Source organism: Ferranicluibacter rubi, from assembly GCF_011603255.1.
Lineage (GTDB): Bacteria > Pseudomonadota > Alphaproteobacteria > Rhizobiales > Rhizobiaceae > Ferranicluibacter > Ferranicluibacter rubi.
This window is the reverse complement of sequence record NZ_JAANCM010000001.1, coordinates 544,017-559,821: the sequence shown is the minus strand read 5'-3', so window position 1 is coordinate 559,821 and position 15,805 is coordinate 544,017. Positions and strand designations below refer to the sequence as shown.

General features: G+C 63.2%; 16 protein-coding genes and 2 tRNA genes. 8 read left to right on the top strand and 10 right to left on the bottom strand.

Annotated elements, in window-relative coordinates:
• Positions 1–356: 356 nt before the first annotated feature.
• Entirely contained in the window at positions 357–536 is a 180-nt protein-coding gene (locus tag G8E10_RS02640; RefSeq protein WP_132711754.1) for a hypothetical protein, read from the top strand.
• Between the two features lie 64 nt (positions 537–600).
• On the top strand, positions 601–1,374 hold the full coding sequence (xth, locus tag G8E10_RS02635; protein ID WP_167126580.1) for an exodeoxyribonuclease III: 774 nt from the start codon (positions 601–603) through the stop codon (positions 1,372–1,374).
• Positions 1,375–1,424: 50 nt separating this feature from the next.
• On the opposite strand, the gene G8E10_RS02630 is transcribed toward xth, so the two are convergent.
• Both G8E10_RS02630 and G8E10_RS02625 read right to left on the bottom strand, forming a co-directional pair.
• Positions 1,425–1,500 (bottom strand) — tRNA-Ala (locus tag G8E10_RS02630).
• Between the two features lie 216 nt (positions 1,501–1,716).
• Positions 1,717–2,109 carry a TIGR02300 family protein gene (locus tag G8E10_RS02625; protein WP_092931577.1) on the bottom strand — a complete coding sequence of 131 codons (393 nt, stop codon included), beginning with the start codon at positions 2,107–2,109 and terminating at the stop codon, positions 1,717–1,719.
• A gap of 219 nt (positions 2,110–2,328) precedes the next feature.
• On the opposite strand from G8E10_RS02625, the gene G8E10_RS02620 reads away from it, so the two are divergent.
• From G8E10_RS02620 to rpsA, 3 genes are all read left to right on the top strand, one after another.
• On the top strand, positions 2,329–3,153 hold the full coding sequence (locus tag G8E10_RS02620; protein WP_167126577.1) for a hypothetical protein: 825 nt from the start codon (positions 2,329–2,331) through the stop codon (positions 3,151–3,153).
• Positions 3,150–3,782: a (d)CMP kinase gene (gene cmk, locus G8E10_RS02615; protein WP_110733120.1), complete on the top strand. Its 633-nt coding sequence runs from the start codon at positions 3,150–3,152 to the stop codon at positions 3,780–3,782. Before G8E10_RS02620 ends, cmk begins: the two co-directional genes overlap by 4 nt.
• 137 nt (positions 3,783–3,919) lie before the next feature.
• Entirely contained in the window at positions 3,920–5,626 is a 1,707-nt protein-coding gene (gene rpsA / locus G8E10_RS02610) for a 30S ribosomal protein S1 (protein ID WP_092931583.1), read from the top strand.
• A gap of 136 nt (positions 5,627–5,762) precedes the next feature.
• Here the strand turns inward: rpsA and G8E10_RS02605 are convergent, their stop codons facing one another.
• Positions 5,763–8,117: a hypothetical protein gene (locus G8E10_RS02605; protein WP_167126574.1), complete on the bottom strand. Its 2,355-nt coding sequence runs from the start codon at positions 8,115–8,117 to the stop codon at positions 5,763–5,765.
• A 286-nt stretch (positions 8,118–8,403) separates the two neighbouring features.
• Between G8E10_RS02605 and G8E10_RS02600 the strand changes: the two genes are divergently transcribed.
• Complete coding sequence (locus G8E10_RS02600; protein ID WP_167126571.1) at positions 8,404–9,786, top strand: nicotinate phosphoribosyltransferase; 1,383 nt, start codon at positions 8,404–8,406, stop codon at positions 9,784–9,786.
• A 59-nt stretch (positions 9,787–9,845) separates the two neighbouring features.
• On the opposite strand, the gene G8E10_RS02595 is transcribed toward G8E10_RS02600, so the two are convergent.
• Positions 9,846–10,472, bottom strand: coding sequence for a ribonuclease D (locus G8E10_RS02595; RefSeq protein ID WP_167127121.1), 627 nt, complete (start codon positions 10,470–10,472; stop codon positions 9,846–9,848).
• A gap of 181 nt (positions 10,473–10,653) precedes the next feature.
• Here G8E10_RS02595 and G8E10_RS02590 point away from each other — a divergent pair, with 181 nt between their 5' ends.
• Positions 10,654–10,986 carry a hypothetical protein gene (locus G8E10_RS02590; RefSeq protein WP_167126568.1) on the top strand — a complete coding sequence of 111 codons (333 nt, stop codon included), beginning with the start codon at positions 10,654–10,656 and terminating at the stop codon, positions 10,984–10,986.
• Positions 10,987–11,114: 128 nt separating this feature from the next.
• Positions 11,115–12,146 carry a hydroxyacid dehydrogenase gene (locus G8E10_RS02585; RefSeq protein ID WP_167126565.1) on the top strand — a complete coding sequence of 344 codons (1,032 nt, stop codon included), beginning with the start codon at positions 11,115–11,117 and terminating at the stop codon, positions 12,144–12,146.
• Between the two features lie 47 nt (positions 12,147–12,193).
• Here the strand turns inward: G8E10_RS02585 and G8E10_RS02580 are convergent, their stop codons facing one another.
• The 6 genes from G8E10_RS02580 to G8E10_RS02555 all read right to left on the bottom strand — a co-directional run bounded on the left by G8E10_RS02580 (position 12,194) and on the right by G8E10_RS02555 (position 15,647).
• Positions 12,194–12,421, bottom strand: a complete 228-nt coding sequence (locus G8E10_RS02580) for a hypothetical protein (protein ID WP_167126562.1) — start codon at positions 12,419–12,421, stop codon at positions 12,194–12,196.
• A gap of 171 nt (positions 12,422–12,592) precedes the next feature.
• Positions 12,593–12,796, bottom strand: coding sequence for a hypothetical protein (locus G8E10_RS02575; protein WP_110800359.1), 204 nt, complete (start codon positions 12,794–12,796; stop codon positions 12,593–12,595).
• A gap of 357 nt (positions 12,797–13,153) precedes the next feature.
• Positions 13,154–13,240 (bottom strand) — tRNA-Leu (locus tag G8E10_RS02570).
• 95 nt (positions 13,241–13,335) lie between these two features.
• Positions 13,336–14,805: a phosphomannomutase gene (locus tag G8E10_RS02565; RefSeq protein ID WP_167126559.1), complete on the bottom strand. Its 1,470-nt coding sequence runs from the start codon at positions 14,803–14,805 to the stop codon at positions 13,336–13,338.
• Between the two features lie 129 nt (positions 14,806–14,934).
• Positions 14,935–15,294 carry a YqaA family protein gene (locus tag G8E10_RS02560; RefSeq protein WP_425530813.1) on the bottom strand — a complete coding sequence of 120 codons (360 nt, stop codon included), beginning with the start codon at positions 15,292–15,294 and terminating at the stop codon, positions 14,935–14,937.
• A 62-nt stretch (positions 15,295–15,356) separates the two neighbouring features.
• Positions 15,357–15,647, bottom strand: coding sequence for an Rdx family protein (locus G8E10_RS02555; protein WP_110727426.1), 291 nt, complete (start codon positions 15,645–15,647; stop codon positions 15,357–15,359).
• Positions 15,648–15,805: the final 158 nt, after the last annotated feature.

Sequence of the window (15,805 nt, the reverse complement as noted above, 5' to 3'; positions counted from 1 at the left end):
ATCGAAGCACGCACCTCCTCCCGCGTCCTTCGAGTTTCAGGGCTCCGATCCTCCTCCCCGGACCCCTGTAGGAATAGCGGCACTCCTCCTCCCAGCTGCTGTTCGGTTCTTTTGGAAAGCCTGCCGCACCTCCTCCCGCGGCAGGCTTTTCAGTTTCTGGAGGAGGTTTCCCAGTCCTCACGCTTGATCCCTCCTCGTCCTGCACCGTTTGCCTCCATGGTGCTGAAGCGTGCCTGTCTGGCATCACGCCACTCCTGATGCAGAGCCATGCGATGCGCGTCCCGCGCCAGAGCCCGAGACGCATCCTTTTGCTGGATATCGCGTTACCCCGGTATCGTTCGCCAAAGGAGAAGGCCATGTCCAAGCGGGAATTGATCGATACGGGTACGGACAAGCGCTATGTCCGCCGCGACGAGGAAGGCCGTTTCAAGGAGAGCGTCGATGTCAGCCGCTCGCTATCGGCCGACGCACGCCATGATGCGAAGACGACGGCGAAGCCCGGAGAGGGTGACAAGGGCGACCGGCACGGCGGCTGACGCTTCGGACCAGATGGCCTGCCTTCTCATGGTCAGGCCGCACGGCTCGAGAGCGGGACGGCACATGCGGATTGCGACCTACAACGTTAATGGTATCAACGGTCGGCTCGACATCCTTCTGCGCTGGCTGAAGGAGAGCCGCCCGGACATCGTCTGTCTGCAGGAACTGAAAGCCCCCCAGGCCAGGTTTCCCAAGCAGGCTCTGGAAAAAGCGGGCTACGGTGCCGTCTGGCATGGCCAGAAGGCGTGGAACGGCGTCGCCATTCTTGAGCGAGATGCCGTACCTATTCTTACGCGACGCGGCCTTCCCGATCGAACCACTGACGACGAAAGCCGCTACATCGAAGCCATCGCCGGCGGTGTGATCGTCGGTTGCCTCTACGCACCGAACGGCAATCCGTATCCCGGACCGAAATTCACCCGAAAGCTGGACTGGTTTAAATCTCTGACGCGCTACGGCGAAACGCTTCTGGAGTTCGGCATGCCGGCCGCACTTATCGGCGACTTCAACGTCATGCCCACAGATCTCGACGTCTACAATCCCGCCCGCTGGCAGGACGACGCACTTTTCCGTCCCGAGGTCCGCAAGGCCTATCGCGACCTCGTCGAAACCGGCTGGACAGACGCCGTCCGCGCGCTGCACCCCGACGAGCAGATCTTCACCTTCTGGAAATATCTCCGCAACGCCTTCGCCCGCAATGCCGGCCTGCGCATCGACCACTGCCTCCTCAGCCCCGATCTCGCACCCCACCTCACCGCCTGCGGCGTCGACCGTCACGTCAGGGGATGGGACAAGACCAGCGATCACGCGCCAGTCTGGATCGAGCTATCGCTGTAAGAGCGCGGTGAAACGCTGGAGAGTGAGAGGAATTCGTATCGAAAGAGATTTGGTGGAGCTAAGCGGGATCGAACCGCTGACCTCTTGCATGCCATGCAAGCGCTCTCCCAGCTGAGCTATAGCCCCATAAAGGGTCCGGCAAGGCCGGTTCCGGGTACCGCCGGCGCTTCGTGCCGGGCAGGTGCGGCTTATTACTTCCGCTTCCCGGAGATGGCAAGCCATAAAATTGGTGGCATCGATATTTTGTTGAAATCCCGACGAAAAAGCTCTGCCGTAGGCCAAAAGAAAGGCCTGCCTCTCGCGGGGAAAGGCAGGCCTTGAAACGTTCGATGATGGAAACGATCAGACTTCGTCGTCGTCGTCGTTGACGCCGATCAGGTCGGACAGGCCGTCATTGTCGTCGTCTTCGTCTTCCTCGAGGAAGGTGTCGTCGTCGTCATTGTCGATCTCGACTTCGTCATCGCCCAGATCCGGGATGTCGTCGCCGTTCGCGCCCTCGTCGGCCTCTTCCAGGGAGACGAGTTCGACCTCCGGGTTCTCGGTGTCGACTTCGGCGACGTCCTCTTCCTCGGCTGCAGCCTTTTCCATGACCTTGGCGACGGATGTCTCCTCGAAGAAGGAGAGCGGATAGGACTTGCCGGTGTACGGAGACACGATCGGGTCCTTGTTCAGGTCATAGAACTTGCGTCCCGTTTCCGGGTCGATGCGCTTGGTTCCGAGTTCCGCTTTTGCCACTGTCGATGCCTCTTGAACGGCCGGACGAACCGGCGTCAGCCGGAATGCCGGCGGTAAACCTAAGATGAATTAGCCGGTCCCCTTAATCGTAAGGGCGGAAACTGTCAAAGCCAAAACGTGAATGGCAACGGTTTCCATGCGCGGGAAGGGGTTGTAAGGCGTTGCCGGACGGCGGACTGCCCGCCGGGCGAAGCAAGATATCATAACGACGGAATCACGATGATCTTCCTCTGGCGCTTCCTCCTGGTTCTTGTTCTCACCGCCCTGACGCAGATCGGAGGCCTTGCCTATCTCGTCTCGCTGGGGCTGGCGCGTCTTGCCGGGTGGCGCAAGGGCGTGGCGACCTTCTCTGTGTTTCTTGTCGTCTATGCCGGGGCGACAGTCCTCACACAGTCTGTCGCGCCGGTCTTCGGACGGGTGCCGCTGTCCTGCGGGCAGGCGGATATGCCGCTGGCGGTCCGGTCGCCGCTCTTCTGCGCGCTCAATCGCAACTACGTGACGCCCGCCATGAAAACCGCTGCGCTCGCCCTCGCGCGCCACATGGAGACGACCTATCCCGGCACTGTCACGCTGGCACTCGATGCGAACTTTCCGTTTCTCAGCGGCTTCCCGCTTCTTCCGCATCTCTCGCACAATGACGGCAGAAAGCTCGATGTGGCCTTCTACTATAGGGCACCCGACGGCGAGCCGCTGAACGGCGTCACGCGCTCGCCGCTCGGCTATTTCGCGTTCGAACAGCCGCAGCCCGGCGACGTGCTTCCCTGCGCCGGGCGGCACGACCTGTTGAGCTTTCGCTGGGATCTCGATGTGCTGCAGCCGATGTTCATGCGTCTGCCGCTCGACGAGGCCCGAACCGCTGCCGCCGTTTCCTGGCTTTCGACGCGTGGGCAGGATCTCGGTGTGGAAAAGATCTTCATCGAGCCCCATCTTGCCAGGACGCTCGGCGTGGAGAACGAGATCGTCCGGTTTCAGGGATGCCGCGCAGCGCGTCACGACGACCATATTCATTTTCAGGTGAGACCCCACATTTCAGGTGAAACATGACATTCATTATTGCCATCGATGGACCGGCTGCGGCGGGCAAGGGCACGCTTTCGCGCCGGATCGCCGAAACCTATGGGTTTCACCATCTGGATACCGGACTGACCTACCGCGCGACCGCCAAGGCGCTGCTCGATGCCGCCCTGCCGCTCGATGACGAGGCGGTTGCGGAGGCCATGGCGTTCAAGGTCGATCTGGCTGGGCTCGACCGTTCTGTCCTTGCAGCCCACGAAATCGGCGAAGCCGCGTCGAAGATCGCGGTCATGCCGGCTGTCCGCCGCGCGCTGGTCGAGGCGCAGAAGGCATTTTCCGGACGTATCCCCGGTACGGTGCTCGACGGGCGCGATATCGGAACGGTCGTCTGCCCGCAGGCGCAGGTCAAGCTGTTCGTCACGGCCTCGCCCGAAGTGCGCGCGCGGCGTCGTTTCGACGAGATGACGGGACACGGTGTGCCCGCCGATTATCTTGCCGTGCTCGCCGATATCATCAAGCGCGACGAGCGCGACATGGGCCGCGCCGACAGCCCCTTGCGCCCCGCCGAAGACGCGCACTTGATCGATACCTCGGAAATGGGTATAGAGGCGGCGTTTTCAGCGGCGAAGTCAGTGATCGACGCCGCGTTAGCGCACTAGCAGTCCGAACCGACCGTCCCCGCGCCGGAATTGTTCCCGATACGATGCCCTATGGGGCAATCGGGAGCGGAGGGTCATCGGATATGATCAACGCAAACCCCCGGCGCCCGTGCCTTGCGGCACGACCAGGAGTATTCATGTCTGAAGCACAACCCACCCGCGACGATTTCGCAGCGTTGCTGCAGGAATCCTTCGCCCAGCAGGATCTGGCCGAAGGCTACGTCACAAAGGGTGTGATCACGGCCATCGAGAAGGACGTCGCTATCGTCGACGTCGGTCTCAAGGTCGAAGGCCGCGTCGCTCTGAAGGAATTCGGCGCGAAGGCCAAGGACGGCACGCTGAAGGTCGGCGATGAAGTCGAAGTCTATGTCGAGCGCATCGAAAACGCTCTGGGCGAAGCCGTTCTGTCGCGCGAGAAGGCTCGCCGCGAAGAAAGCTGGATGCGCCTGGAAGTGAAGTTCGAAGCCGGCGAACGCGTCGAAGGCGTCATCTTCAACCAGGTCAAGGGCGGTTTCACCGTCGATCTGGATGGTGCCGTTGCCTTCCTGCCGCGCAGCCAGGTCGATATCCGCCCGATCCGCGACGTCACCCCTCTGATGCACAACCCGCAGCCCTTCGAAATCCTCAAGATGGACAAGCGTCGCGGCAACATCGTGGTTTCGCGTCGTACGGTTCTGGAAGAGTCCCGTGCCGAGCAGCGTTCTGAAATCGTTCAGAACCTCGAAGAAGGCCAGGTCGTTGACGGCGTCGTCAAGAACATCACTGATTACGGTGCGTTCGTCGACCTCGGCGGCATCGATGGTCTGCTGCACGTGACCGACATGGCATGGCGCCGCGTCAACCATCCGTCGGAAATCCTGAACATCGGCCAGCAGGTCAAGGTTCAGATCATCCGCATCAACCAGGAAACCCACCGCATCTCGCTCGGCATGAAGCAGCTCGAGTCGGATCCTTGGGATGGCATCGGTGCGAAGTACCCGGTCGGCAAGAAGATCTCCGGTACCGTCACCAACATCACCGACTACGGTGCATTCGTCGAGCTGGAGCCGGGCATCGAAGGCCTGATCCACATCTCGGAAATGTCCTGGACCAAGAAGAACGTACACCCCGGCAAGATCCTGTCCACGACGCAGGAAGTCGACGTTGTCGTTCTCGAAGTCGACCCGACCAAGCGCCGCATCTCGCTCGGCCTCAAGCAGACGCTCGAGAATCCGTGGCAGGCATTCGCGCACAGCCATCCGGCTGGCACGGAAGTTGAAGGCGAAGTCAAGAACAAGACCGAATTCGGCCTGTTCATCGGCCTCGACGGCGACGTCGATGGCATGGTGCACCTGTCGGATCTCGACTGGAACCGTCCGGGCGAGCAGGTCATCGAGGAATACAACAAGGGCGACATGGTCAAGGCCGTCGTTCTCGATGTGGACGTCGACAAGGAGCGCATCTCGCTTGGCATCAAGCAGCTCGGCAAGGATGCGGTCGGCGAAGCCGCCACGTCCGGCGAACTGCGCAAGAATGCCGTCGTTTCGTGCGAAGTCATTGCCGTCAACGACGGTGGCCTCGAAGTTCGTCTCGTCAACCACGAGGACATCACCTCGTTCATCCGTCGTGCCGACCTGTCGCGCGACCGTGACGAGCAGCGTCCTGAGCGTTTCTCGGTCGGCCAGACCGTAGACGCCCGTGTCACGAACTTCTCCAAGAAGGACCGCAAGGTCATGCTTTCGATCAAGGCGCTGGAAATCGCCGAAGAGAAGGAAGCCGTCGCACAGTTCGGTTCGTCCGACAGCGGCGCGTCGCTCGGCGATATCCTGGGTGCAGCCCTCAAGAACCGCGGCGGCAACGAGTAATCGTTGCCGGGTTCGACAGTCTGTCGAACATGGTTTGAAACAGAAAGGCCCGCGGCGAGACATCGCCGCGGGCCTTTTGCATGAGGTCGGTGCCGGAACGGACGTGACGTCGGCGGTCAGGGTGGTCCCGAGGCGTTCAGGGAAGGTCCGAAAGGCGCTGGTAGAGATCGTAGGCGTCGTGACGCTCGCCGTCGTCTTCCACGGGCGGTTCGGTAGCAGGCGCTTCGTCATGCTCTGAGGATGAGCCACTCTCGCCATCCTCACCCCCGGCAAAGCCCGCCTCGTTCTCCCGGCGCTCGCGACGAGGCTCTTCGTCCTCGACCTGTACGCTGCCGGCATCGGCAACAGGGAGGTAGGGCACGAAGGGATAGCCGATCGTTTCACGAGCGATGACGGCCTCCATTCCGCGCGGCAGAAGCGGCACGGGAAGGGCATCCTCGCCCGGGTGCTGAGGAGCAGGCGCCTGCGTGGCGCGATCCTCGTCGATGCCCGTCAGCAGGTCGGATGTGACGCCGTGGTGTGCGGACGGACGGGGAACGGTGGCCTCGTCCTGTTTCTCTGGAGAGACGTGGGGCTCTTGCGGTGCGGGCGCCTCTGAGGTCTCGCTGAGGCTGCCGGACAGCATGTAGAACAGCGTCTCCCATTCATCGAGTTGCCCGATCGTATTCGCGACCTCGCGGACACCGGTCGTCATCAGGGCGATTTCGACTTTGGGCAGGAGACGATCGAGCCCTCGGGCATCGGACTCGGTCGAACGATGCGCATTTACGCTGCGATCCTCATCGAGGGAGGCACCGAGTCGTCGCGCCCGTTGCCCGTTATGCTCCGGCACGGCGGAACGGTCCGGAATATCTCCGGCCGATGGCGACGTGGCAGGCGATCCAGCCTCCTGTTGCGAGCGTGCAGCAGGCATGTCGGATACGATCGTGCGCCCCCGAAAGGTGATCGTCTCCTCGATGGGACGAAGTCCTGAGGGACGCGGCTGGCCTTCTGCCTGTTGCGGGGCAAGGCGGTTTGCCGTCGTGGCGAGAGCCGGCACCGTCTTCGGTGCAGGTTCACCCTCTTGCGCTGAGGGTGGCGAAGAAGCAGCGGCCGTCTGATCCATCAGCATCCGCGTTGTGTTGCGGGGCGTTTGTTGGGGTCCGGAAAACGCCTGCGGGGCGGACGGCGTGGTGGGCTGTGCCGCGGGGCGCGCTTCGTCTGTTCCGCTCGTCGCTATGGCCGGCACCGCCACGGAGCCCTTGGTTAGCGGATCGGTTTGGGATATCGGACGCAGCGAAAGGGGCGCCATGTGCTCGCCCGTGCCGGCTTCATCCGGTTGCAGGAGGGCGGTTGCCGCTTCAGCCCCTGTCGGCGTCTGGCTGCCGACATTGGCGATGCCATGCCTTGCGAGAACGGATGCTTCTGCCTCGGAGATCGTATCGCTTGTCGGGGACGTGGCGGGCGATGAAGCCGCAGGCCCCGCGCGGGGTGGCTGGTCTTCCGTTGCTGGCTGCGTGTCCAAAGCGGCTGCGATGTCAGGTGACACAGAACGGCGCTCGGGTACGAGAGTTTCCGGCAGTTCAGGCATTTCTTCCGGCATTGAGACGGCGGTCAGGCGCGCGTTGGGCGTCTCGTCATCCCCGATCTTCGGTGGCGATCCGGTATCACCCGTCTCGACGTCGGGCGCAGCCATATCCGCACCGGACGGATCGACTTCGGTCGGGGGGTGATCCGTGCTGCGGTCGAGCAGGACATCGACGGCATGTCCCCTGGCGATGGCGACGGCCTGCGCGAGCGCATGGGCGTCGGAGGCGAGGAAGGCTGCGACCTCCCGCAATGGCGGCACGGGTTCGTCTGCTGTCTGCGGGATGGCGTTGGACAAGGGGGCATGCGGCGCCCGCGCTGTCGTCTCGGGAGAGAAGGCCTGCCCCAGTGCCTGCTGCAGATGCGGTGCACCGGGTGCCACGCCGGGCGCCTGCGAGAAGGCCATGCGGGTGGGAAGCGGCGCCTGGATGGTCGGCTGGCGAAAGACAGGCTGGTCATCGTCGTCCGGGAAGAGGGCGGAGACGGGATCGGGATGCCAGAGACCGTCGCGCGTCAGCGGCAGGTCGATCCGCAGATCGAGCGTCAGTGCCGGCCGCAACGTTTCCACCAGCATCTTCAGGGCTGCGAGCAGCGGCTGCTGGTCGAGCTGCTTCTCGAGCAGCGCACGGGCAGTGGGCGGCAGAACGTCCATATGGGCGGCCAGCCGGCGTGTGAAGTCGCGCAGGCTTTCCTGTGGCTGCGGCGGAAAATCGACGATCCGGGCCAGGGCTTCGGTCAGGCGCGCCAGCGCAACGCGGGTTGCCGGATCGGCATTCGCCATGTCGCGCAGCACGATCTCGATGACGTGGAGGATGGCATCGAACCGCTTCGTTACAGCAGACGGCAGCGCGTGCCGGTCCTTTGCCGTACCGCCATCGGTCAACGCTGCGGCGGCACTCCGGGAAATGGCGGCCGATGTCTGCATGGCAGTCTCCGTCCATAATCCGGCCAGGGCCGGGTGCAGTTGCTGAAAAGCGACGCAGGGAACGGGTGTGCCCTGCCGGCCGGCGGGTTCAGGTGCGGCAGAAATGCCGGCGTCATGATGTCGATGGGCGCGTCATGCGCATGCCCGACAGGATACACCTGGAGGCAGCACGTGCCGGGAAAAGAGCCGGCTTGGCATGAATGTCTCCAGATTAGCGCAACATGGTTACGATATCGTTACCGGACTGCGGATCACATGCCGCGCGATGGACGGAAGGCCGAACGATATGAACTGGGCAAATCTCATCCTCAACACCGACAGCTACAAGCTCAGCCATTTCCTGCAATATCCGCCGGAAACAGCCGCGATTTCCTCCTATATCGAAACGCGCGGCGGCAGCGATCTCATCGACGTGGTGTTCTTCGGTCTCCAGATCTTCCTGAAGGATGTGCTGAGCCACCCGGTGACCATGAGCGACGTTGCCGAGGCCGAGGAGGTGGCGCAGGCGCACGGCCTGCCGTTCGACCGCGCCGGCTGGACGCATATCGTCAACGCGCATGGCGGCTACCTGCCGCTGAGGATCGAGGCGCTGCCGGAGGGCACCCTGACGCGCCGGGGCGTGCCGCTGGTTCAGGTCGTCAACACGGACCCTGCCTGCTGGTGGCTGACATCGCATATCGAGACGGCCCTCTTGCGCGCCGTCTGGTATCCCTCCTCGGTGGCCAGCAATGTCCGCAAGGTGAAGCTCGCGCTGCGCGACGCGCTGGAGCGCACGGCCGACGAACCCGAGCTGCTGCTGCCATCGCGCCTGCTCGATTACGGCGCCCGTGGCGTCGGCGCTTTCGAGCAGGCCGGCATCGGTGGTGCCGCCCATCTCGTCCACTTCACGGGCACCGACACGCTGTCCGGCGTCCTCACGGCACGTCGATGCTATGGCGCAGCCATGGCCGGGCGCTCCATGCCCGCCTCCGAGCACTCGACCATGACCGCCTGGGGCGGCGACCGCGAGGCGGATGCCTATGCCAACATGGTCTCGCGCTTCGCACCCTCCGGCGCCTTCGCCGTGGTGTCCGACAGCTACGACATTAATCAGGCGGTTTCCTTCATCTGGGGCAAGCAGCTGCGCGACGCGGTCAAGGCCGCTGGCGCCACCGTCTATATCCGCCCCGACAGCGGCGACCCGATCGAAACGCCGGTGCAGGTGGTGCAGCAACTCGACTACCGCTTCGGTGCCACCCAGAACCGCAAGGGGTTCAAGGTTCTCGACCGTTGCGTCCGGGTGATCCAGGGCGACGGCATCACGCTTGCCGACATGAACCAGATCCTGAACCGGCTGGAGGCCTTCGGCTACTCGGCGGAAAACATGACCTTCGCCATGGGCGGCGGCCTCCTCCAGAAGGTCAACCGCGATACCTATGCCTTCGCCATGAAGGCCAATGCGCGACAGGACACGAGCGGCCGCTGGCACGATGTGTGGAAGCGCCCGGCCACGATGAACGTCAAGGCCTCGAAGGCCGGTCGCCAGGCCGTTATTTCCGGCATGGCGGGCCTCGAGGCCGTGCGGTTCGACGCGCTGGCCGGCCGCGAAAATCATCTGCGGCCCGTTTGGCAGGACGGCCGCCTGTTGAAGGACTGGTCGTTCGAGGAGGTCCGTGCACAGGCACGGTGACATCAAGCCATCGCCGCGCCAGGCGGTGGGCAAGCCACCGCAGACGTGACGGCACCCGCTCAGCTGTGCGCGAAGATGTCCGTGTCGTTCCAGCCGAGCAGATCGAGCTTCGCACGGGTGGGCAGGAAGGCGAAGCACGCTTCCGCGTGCTCGATCCGCCCATCGCGTATCAGGCGCTGGTTCAGCGTGTCGCGCAGCGCATGCAGGTGCAGCACGTCAGAGGCGGCGTAGTCCAGCTGTGCCTGTGTCAGGGTCGGTGCGGCCCAATCGGACGACTGCTGCTGCTTGGAGATGTCGATCTCCAGCATCTCCTTCAAATTGTCTTTCAGACCGTGGCGATCCGTATAGGTGCGGGCGAGGCGCGAGGCGATCTTCGTGCAGAACACCGGCGTCGTGGTGACGCCGAAGGTGTGGAAGAGCACGGCGATATCGAAACGGCCGTAATGGAAGATCTTCTGCCGCGCCGGATCGGCGAGCATTCTCACGAGATTGGGCGCCGACGTCTGCCCCGCCGCGATCTGCACGATATCGGCCGTCCCATCGCCCGGCGAAAGCTGCACGAGGCAGAGCCGATCGCGACGCGGCACAAGGCCGAGCGTCTCGGTATCGACCGCGATCGCGCCATTGTAGCGGGCAGCGTCTTCGGCGGCGATATCACCTTCGTGAAACCGTATTGTATTCGGCATGAAATTCCCCACATCATCATCCTGCCCGATGGGCAAGCTGCCGCCCATATCGACGGTCAGGGCTGTCACGACAGTGTTGCCCTCGACCGGTGGAAAGCGCAGGCGGTATAACGCGGAACCGGCTTCGATGCGATAGCGATCGCTCAAAGGCCAGATGATGGGCGAAAGTGGGGCGTGAGCCATGGGACGAACGAGCATGCGGAACCGGTCGATCGTCCTTGTCGGCATCTTCGCGGCGCTAGGCGCGATGACGATGCCGGTTGCTGCACAACCGCAACAGCCGGTGGCGACGTTCGACAGCCTGCCCGGCGTCGTGCCGCTGGATCCGATCGGCACGACCAGCAATCTGCGCTGCGAACAGGCCCTCATCGACCGCGCACAGGGCAATATCCTGCCCAATCGTGGGCCGCGCTACCACACGGTCAATGTCTGCAGCCGCGATGGCGGCCCCGAATTCGTCTCTCCCCGCCTGCCGCCATCGAACTATCGGCAGCTTCGCGGCTTCAATTATTGACGTAACCTCCGGATGTCCTGCACGCGTTCCGTCTGGTACTGAAGACCGTCTTCAATCGCGAGAGATTGGAGCAGAGGGCCATGTCTCGCTCTGTGGGATATGGCTGGATGGATGCGGGAGGAATGCGAATGTCCGAAAACGAAAAGCCGCTGGTGATCAGCGCGCCCGAGCCGCGAACGCTCGATCTCATTTTCACGCCGGAAGCCCTCGGCGTCTTGCACGACCGATACCGGGTCGTGGAGGTAGAGGCCGATACGGTCGCAAGTCTCGATGGAGATATTCTGGGGACGGCGCGCTTCGTGCTCGGCCAGCCGCCGCTCGATTCCGCGACGCTTGCACGCATGCCGGAACTGCGCTCCATCCTCAACGTGGAAAGCAACCTGATCAACAACATGCCCTATGAGGTGCTGTTCGAGCGCGGCATCCATGTCGTCACCACCGGGCAGGTGTTTGCCGAGCCGGTCGCGGAAATGGGCCTCGCCATGGCACTCGGGATCGCGCGCGGGCTTGTCGATGCCGATCTCGATTTCCGCCAGGGGCGTGAGCTCTGGGGTGGAGACGGCAACCGGACGGCAAGGCTTCTCAGTGGCTCCAACGTCGGCATCATCGGCTTCGGCGATCTCGGCAAGGCACTGAACCGCGTTCTCACCGGCTTCCGGACGGTCACGCGCGTGTTCGACCCCTGGTTGCCCGCTTCGATCCTGAAAGACAACGGCGTCGTTCCGGCGGATCTCGACACCGTGCTGTCCGAGAGCGATTTCATCTTCGTCGTGGCGGCCGTGACCAGCGAGAACCAGAATTTCCTCGATGCGCAGGCCTTTGCGAAGATGAAGAAGGGCGCCGCCTTCATTCTGCTGAGCCGCGCCAATGTGGTGGATTTCGACGATCTGATGGCCGCCGTCGAGACGGGCCACATCGTCGCCGCCAGCGACGTCTTCCCGGAAGAACCGCTGCCGCTCGACCACAAGGTCCGGACCTTGCCCGGCTTCCTGCGGTCCGCGCACCGGGCAGGGGCCCTCGACAGCGCGTTCAAGAAGATGGGCGACATGGTGCTGGAGGATATGGACCTGATGGATCGCGGACTGCCGCCCATGCGCTGCAAGCGCGCGGAACGCGAGACCGTGTCGCGCATGCGCTCCAAGCCCGTCACCAATAACTAAAGCATGTCGCCTGAAACTGTACCGCGGCTTCGGGAGCCCGACATGCTTTAAGGAGATGCCGCGATCGGTCCCTCGGGATTGATCCTGCGCATCGCCACCAGCAGCGCCGTCTCGCTCGTATGGCCTGTCTTGTAGAGAGCGAGCAGCACGGTCGCGACATCGCGGCCGTCCGCACTGTCGATGGGCGCGCCGATTTCCTGACACCAAAGATCGAGCGCCCGATAGACGACATCGATCTCCGTTTGCTCGAGCGCCATATCCGATAGAAACGACATGAAGGCTCCCTTCCTCTGCAGGAGGGCGGACTGTAGCTGCATCATGTCGGTCTCGACATCGCTAAATCTCGTGCATGTCGCGCAAAAGTGCGCAGCGATTTTGCGATAACGACATGCAGAAAAACAAAAACGTAAAGCGTGCCAAGCGAATCTGAAAGATCGCGCCGCGCTTTAGGAGGCCGCTTCCGCCCGCACGGAGGCGGCGGACGCCTCCATCAGCGATGCGGCGATCGCCATGGCCAGAAGCTTGCCTTTCGCGCGAACCGCCCCCGTATTCGCATCGCGTGCCGACACGGCAAGGTCCATGCCTTCCCGCATCAGGATCTGCTGCGCCCGCAGCACGGCCCAGTTTTCAACGTTATCGTTCTTCCCCATCACGACACCCCCTTCGCTTGATCATAAAGCTCGACGCGTTCCCTCCGGGGTGCAAAACGGACGCGCCGCGAATCATGGAAACATGTTCAAGAAGATGCGAAATCTCGCCTCCTGAGAAGCGTGACTTCTGCACGATGAAAAGTAAGAGTTTTGTGACGGGCAGTTCGGAGGCGGCGTTTCGACGACGCTTTGCAGACTTTCGATGCAGACCGGAGGCGTTCTCTCAGGCCGACGTCCCCGGATGACCTCGATGCGCGCACAGCACGTCGATCGCTCAAGGCCGCACTACGGCCTACAGTGTCCCATAACGCCAAAAGCCCTGCATGAGCAGGGCTTTATGGGTAGTCTTTGGGAATTTGGTGCCCAGAAGAGGACTCGAACCTCCACACCCTTTCGGGTACCAGCACCTGAAGCTGGCGCGTCTACCAATTCCGCCATCTGGGCGACGAGCGGGGATGTAAAAGGCCGGGCGTCTGGTGTCAACAGTGATTTTGAAGATTTCACGACACCTTGTGCAAGGCTTTGTATTCGTTATCTTTTCATTCTGCCGCTTTGTTGGGGTCTGTCGCCTGTCCGGTGGTGGCCTGTTCGGCCCAGGCGCGAATGCGGGCAAGGCCGGCTGTCAGCAGGGCGATAGCTTTCTCTTCCGTCTCCGCTTCGACGTAGCAGCGCATTTCCGGCGCGTTGCCGGAGGGACGAAGGTGGACGATGCTATCATCGGCAAGCGTTATCCTAAGGCCGTCGATATCGCTGACGGACGTAGGTACGCCGAGCGGCTCCACGAAGGCAGCAAGTGCTGCGGGGCTGCTCCGAAGGTGCTCCATCAAGGCCTGGCTCGTTTCCACCGGAAACCGCTCCAGACGGTCGCTGAGGGCGATCGGGAGGTTATAACTGTTCACGATGACGGAGAGCGGCTGGCGGCGCTGAGCGGCCTGTTGGAGGACGGCCAGCACAGGCAGGAAGCAGTCGCGGGTCGGAAGGGCGGCTAGTATTGTGCCATTCACCGTCACGGCACTCCCCGTCAGCGTTCCGCCATTGGCCTCGAAGCCGACCACACGGTCGTGTCCGGCCTTCGCCGCGTCCTGCATGCCGGCGATGACGAAGGGGGAGCCGACGCGGGTCCGCAGGATGTCCGTCGTACCGCGGCGCTCCAGCCCGGAATTCGACGTCACCGGTGTCACGGTGATGGTAGCGCCGAGGAACTCAGCGGCGATCAGGCCAAGAAGATCCCCCCGGATCGGTTCGCCGGCTTCGTTGCTGACGAGCGGCCGGTCGCCGTCGCCATCGGCAGACACGATCGCGTCGAGGCGATGTTCGCTGGCCCAGCCGCGCAGCGCCGTAATCGTCTCCGGGGAAACCGCTTCGGTATCCACCGGAATAAAGGTTTCCGAGCGCCCGAGCGGCACGACGTCGGCACCGTAATGCGTGAGAACATCGACGAAGAGATCGCGCGCGACCGTGGAGTGCTGGTAGACGCCGACCCTGAGGCCGGAGAGCGCGCGCTCGGGCAGAAGGCGCACATTCCGGGCGACGAACAGATCGCGCACCGTCGCCTCGATGGTCGGCACCTCGGCTGGTGTCGCATCGATCGCGGTCTCGCTGGCCCGCAGCGCTTCTGCGGCTTGCGTGATCGCCTGCTCGTCCGCCTTGGCGATCTCGCCGTCCGGGCGGTAGAATTTGATGCCGTTGCGGTCGGCGGGGATATGCGAGCCGGTGACCATCAGGGCCGCGGACCGGGTGGCCAGCGCATGCAGCGCGAGGGCCGGCGTCGGCACCGTGCCACAGTCGAGAACGCTCAAGCCGGCCCGCAGAAGGGCACCTGCGGCGATAGCGGAGATCGCCGGGCTGGACGCACGGAAATCCCGGGCGATGAGGACGGTATCGCCGGGCTTTGCCTGGCCGGTGGAAAGAAGATAGTGCGCAAAGGCCGTGGCATAGAGCGCGGCAGCCGGACCTTCGAGATCGACGGACAGGCCACGAAGCCCGCTGGTTCCGAATTTCAGGCTCATGTCGCGTCTCTCCTGCGGCTTATCGTGTCTTCGATGCGTTACTGGAGGCAGGAATATCGCAAACCTATGACGCATCATAGGCATGGGAGCATTGCGCGGCGGAGAAATGGAGATGCGGTTAGAGACACCTCATCCGAATACCCAGACCAGCACGGCATAACGCGCAGCCTTGCCGATGGTGACATAGACGAGAAACGGCAGCCACGGCATGCGCAACAGCCCGGCTGCCAGCGTCAGCGGGTCGCCGATGACGGGCACCCATGAGAGCAGCAGCACCGGCTGGCCGTAGCGCTGGAAGATCGCCTCTGCCCGCGCACGACCTTTCTCCGAGACCGGAAACCAGCGCCGTCCTTCGAACCGCAGGAAAAAGCGCCCGAGGACGAAGTTGACGACAGCACCGAGGACGTTGCCGGCGGTTGCCAGAAAGAAAACGAGACCGCGGGGCAGGGCGGGATCCTGAAGGGCTGCGATGACAGCCGCTTCGGACAGGCCGAAGAGAAGCGTGGCGGACAGGAAAGCGGCGGCAAAGACGCCAGCGAGGGCTGCAAGGCTCAAGAGGCGGGCCGATCCGTATGTCCGAGATCGCGCTCGGGCGCGATGATGTCCCGAACCCGCTGCTTCAGCTCCTTCGGGCCGGGAAAGCCGCCATCGCGCTTGCGCTCCCAGATCAGCGTCTCATCGACGCGGATCTCGAAATTGCCGCCCGTTCCCGGGATTAGCGCGACTTCGCCAAGAGCGTCCGGGAAGGTCTGCAGCAACTCCTGCGCCATCCAGCCGGAGCGCAGAAGCCAGTTGCACTGCGTGCAATAGAGAATGCTGACACGGGGTTTTTCCTGGCTCATGGCCCTGCTCCTTCGGCGTGACGGTTGCGGATGAGGCTTACTGCATTCTCGACGACACCGAAACGGTTCGCGGGCCGCCGGTTTCGTTTCTCATGGGAGCTTTCACGTAAATGTTAACGAAAAGCCTCATGTTTTTTGACGGATCGTCTTGCGATGGC

Coding starts and splice junctions, on each gene's coding strand:
- G8E10_RS02585 (WP_167126565.1), top strand. CDS start 11,115: ATGTCCGAAAACGAAAAGCCGCTGGTGATCAGCGCGCCCGAGCCGCGA.
- G8E10_RS02600 (WP_167126571.1), top strand. CDS start 8,404: ATGAACTGGGCAAATCTCATCCTCAACACCGACAGCTACAAGCTCAGC.
- xth (WP_167126580.1), top strand. CDS start 601: ATGCGGATTGCGACCTACAACGTTAATGGTATCAACGGTCGGCTCGAC.
- G8E10_RS02590 (WP_167126568.1), top strand. CDS start 10,654: ATGGGACGAACGAGCATGCGGAACCGGTCGATCGTCCTTGTCGGCATC.
- G8E10_RS02595 (WP_167127121.1), bottom strand. CDS start 10,472: ATGCCGAATACAATACGGTTTCACGAAGGTGATATCGCCGCCGAAGAC.
- G8E10_RS02565 (WP_167126559.1), bottom strand. CDS start 14,805: ATGAGCCTGAAATTCGGAACCAGCGGGCTTCGTGGCCTGTCCGTCGAT.
- G8E10_RS02555 (WP_110727426.1), bottom strand. CDS start 15,647: ATGAGCCAGGAAAAACCCCGTGTCAGCATTCTCTATTGCACGCAGTGC.
- G8E10_RS02620 (WP_167126577.1), top strand. CDS start 2,329: ATGATCTTCCTCTGGCGCTTCCTCCTGGTTCTTGTTCTCACCGCCCTG.
- G8E10_RS02575 (WP_110800359.1), bottom strand. CDS start 12,796: ATGGGGAAGAACGATAACGTTGAAAACTGGGCCGTGCTGCGGGCGCAG.
- G8E10_RS02605 (WP_167126574.1), bottom strand. CDS start 8,117: ATGCAGACATCGGCCGCCATTTCCCGGAGTGCCGCCGCAGCGTTGACC.
- G8E10_RS02640 (WP_132711754.1), top strand. CDS start 357: ATGTCCAAGCGGGAATTGATCGATACGGGTACGGACAAGCGCTATGTC.
- cmk (WP_110733120.1), top strand. CDS start 3,150: ATGACATTCATTATTGCCATCGATGGACCGGCTGCGGCGGGCAAGGGC.
- G8E10_RS02580 (WP_167126562.1), bottom strand. CDS start 12,421: ATGTCGTTTCTATCGGATATGGCGCTCGAGCAAACGGAGATCGATGTC.
- rpsA (WP_092931583.1), top strand. CDS start 3,920: ATGTCTGAAGCACAACCCACCCGCGACGATTTCGCAGCGTTGCTGCAG.